Raw genomic sequence first — 2,721 nt, forward strand, 5'->3', positions numbered from 1 at the left:
TAGATTCACACTGATCGTTCACATTAAAAGCCTTCGTTTCCACAATGCCATAGTCTTGGAATCTATAAAGTATCGCATTCCCTCTAAGTGGATCAATGACCCAATATTCTTCAACGCCTGAATCTCGGTAAAGATCCAACTTAGTAAACATTTCTTTTACCGTATTTCCTGGGGATAGTACTTCGACTAGCAAGCGTGGTATACCCATATATCTTCCACTCTCGTTCGTATCCTCTTTCCAATTGCAAATAACCAACAGGTCTGGTTGGACAATGTTTGTGAACTTATTATTTCCTCTACGAAGCAATGTGACATCGAAAGGGGACACAAATACGTCACAAGGTTTTCCCGTTAAATAGCGATCAATTTCAATGTGAAATCGGGAAACAACGCGTTGATGATAGACATTAGGGGATCCCAACATGTACACTTCACCATCAATATATTCGTAACGATTATTAGCTTCTTCATTCATGTTTTTAAATTCTTCATAAGTCATCCGAACCCTACTCAGATTGTATGCTTCCATCGCTTCAGCAACACGGCCTGGATCATAAGCTTTATGCATTGAGGCATCCACATCGAATACCTGACGTAAATTAGCTGAACTTTCTATGATTTCATCCTCTATTGTATGATTCAATAATTTTGCAATGATTTCACCATTTTTAGTAATGTACACTGGCTCAGTTGAACAAAGCCTTAAATACTTGCCAAAGGAATTTTTGATGTCTGTGGATGTCACTTTCATACGAACCCTCCTCGATTAAATTTCAAATTCGAACTTAGTGTATAATCTTACCATTATTATGTCCATTTTAACTAATTTAGCCATTTTAGTCAAGGGGGGTGATAATTATTCATGAAACACAATTGCAACTTTCTATATAATTATATCTATTAACCGAACAAGGCCTCTACATATATTGCAGAAGCCTTGTTCGGTTACTTTTTTAATTTATAACTTAAATTAATTTAGATTTTTGTAGCATTCTTTTAACAATTACTGCTACTTCAGCTCTTGTAATATTATCTTTAGGTGCTAAAATGTTACTACCTTTTCCTGAAACTATCTCAGTTTTAAGGCAAGTCGCTAAGCTTTCTTTCGCCCATTCAGAAGATTGACCCGAATCACCAAATCCTGAGAGAAGCGAATTGATCTCTTCCTGTGTCAGCTCTACTTCTAATCCTGTGATTTTCATCGTATTAGCAATCATCGTCATAGCTTGTTCTCTCGTGATTTTATCCATAGAGCCAAATTTGTTATTACCATAGCCTGATATGATACCATACTCATAGGCTGTTTCTACATATTTTTTATACCAGTCATTATTACTAACATCCGTGAAAGGATTGATACTTGTTCCTGGTTTTAAGCCTAAAGCTCTGACAATAATCGCTGCAAATTCTGCTCGTGTTATATCCCTGTTAGGCTCAAACATGCCATTTCCCATGCCGCTTATAACCATTCTTGAACCCATATCATTGATTGCATCTTTTGCCCAATGATTTGCAGCATCCTTAAATTCTATTGGATTGTATACAACTGAATAGGTACTGTTTGTTAAGCTGTTAATCTTAGCATAATACTTACCATCAATGAGGATAATCTGTGTTGGTACATGTCTAACTGTTCCATCAGGTTCAACTACGATACCTGTTGTGATTTTACTTGGATCTACGCCTTCAGGTATAGCTACCGTTCTCTCCACATAGGCATTGAATTTACTAACCTCATAAGTCTGATTATTGTGAATGCATTTGATTGTAAATTCCATCGGTGGTACCACAATTGTAAATTCACCCTTATTTGATGCATTTTCAACAACTTGTACCGTCTCATCAGATGCCTTTGATATTTCTATTTGTACTTTTATATCCTTTAACTCAACGTCTGCTCCAACCTGTTCAGAGATTGCATCAATATTGATTTGCCTAGCAGGTAATGTATACGTCGCTGTTTCAGTCTTCACCTCAACTACAGCCTGCTTAGTCTCCATATTTTTAACCATTTGTCCATTTAATTCACCAACAACAACATCTGCATTGGTATTGACAGGAATGGTAACAACGGCATGATTGCCTTCTGACTCAAGTCTTTGTTCGAGCTTATCTGCATCTACAGTGATGATTGTTGTAGTCCTATTATCTACTGTTGTGGTAGTTGCTGTTCCTGCACTTTCTGATTGACCATTGACAAGGACTTCAACATCTGAGGTACCTGTAGGTTGTGGTGTGATCTCTGATGTTGAATTATTACCACCACCAGATGATGCTGGTCCTGGAAGTGTTACAGCCATACTAGATACTTCCGTTAAACCTGTAACATTGAAACCGATTTGTGTGTTATTTACCTGAGCTGTATTGGTTGCCCCCAAATCAGTAAAGGTTACTGTTCCATCTACTACTGTTTTTATTAACGTACCAGTCAAAGTCCATGCTCCAGTGTCCTTTTTTGATGCTGTGACTTGATCGCCATTATTATTGGTACAGGTATTACCGTACTGATCTTTCATAGTAAGGATCGGCTGCTGCGCAAATTGGCCTCCATTACTCGTCGGTGCTGTAATGTCCTGTGTAAGAAACAACTCTGCTACAACACCATGATTGATTGTCTGGGAAACTGTTGAGTTGGTGTAGCCCGTAGCTATGATTACGACGTTCCCTGTTGCTGGCGTTTGCAGTGCTGCATTACCGCCACTTGGTTTTAAGGTGATCTTT

Annotated in this window: 2 protein-coding genes; both read right to left on the minus strand. The window is 38.1% G+C overall.

Features of this window, described 5'->3' with window-relative positions; genetic code table 11:
- Window positions 1-751, minus strand: a 751-nt coding sequence (locus CVU84_17585; protein ID PKM93093.1) for a hypothetical protein, incomplete at its 3' end; no start/stop codon positions are given.
- Between the two features lie 214 nt (window positions 752-965).
- On the minus strand, window positions 966-2,721 hold a 1,756-nt coding region (locus tag CVU84_17590; protein ID PKM93094.1), incomplete at its 5' end, for a hypothetical protein.

It is taken from the genome of Firmicutes bacterium HGW-Firmicutes-1, from assembly GCA_002841625.1.
Classification (GTDB): domain Bacteria; phylum Bacillota; class Clostridia; order Lachnospirales; family Vallitaleaceae; genus HGW-1.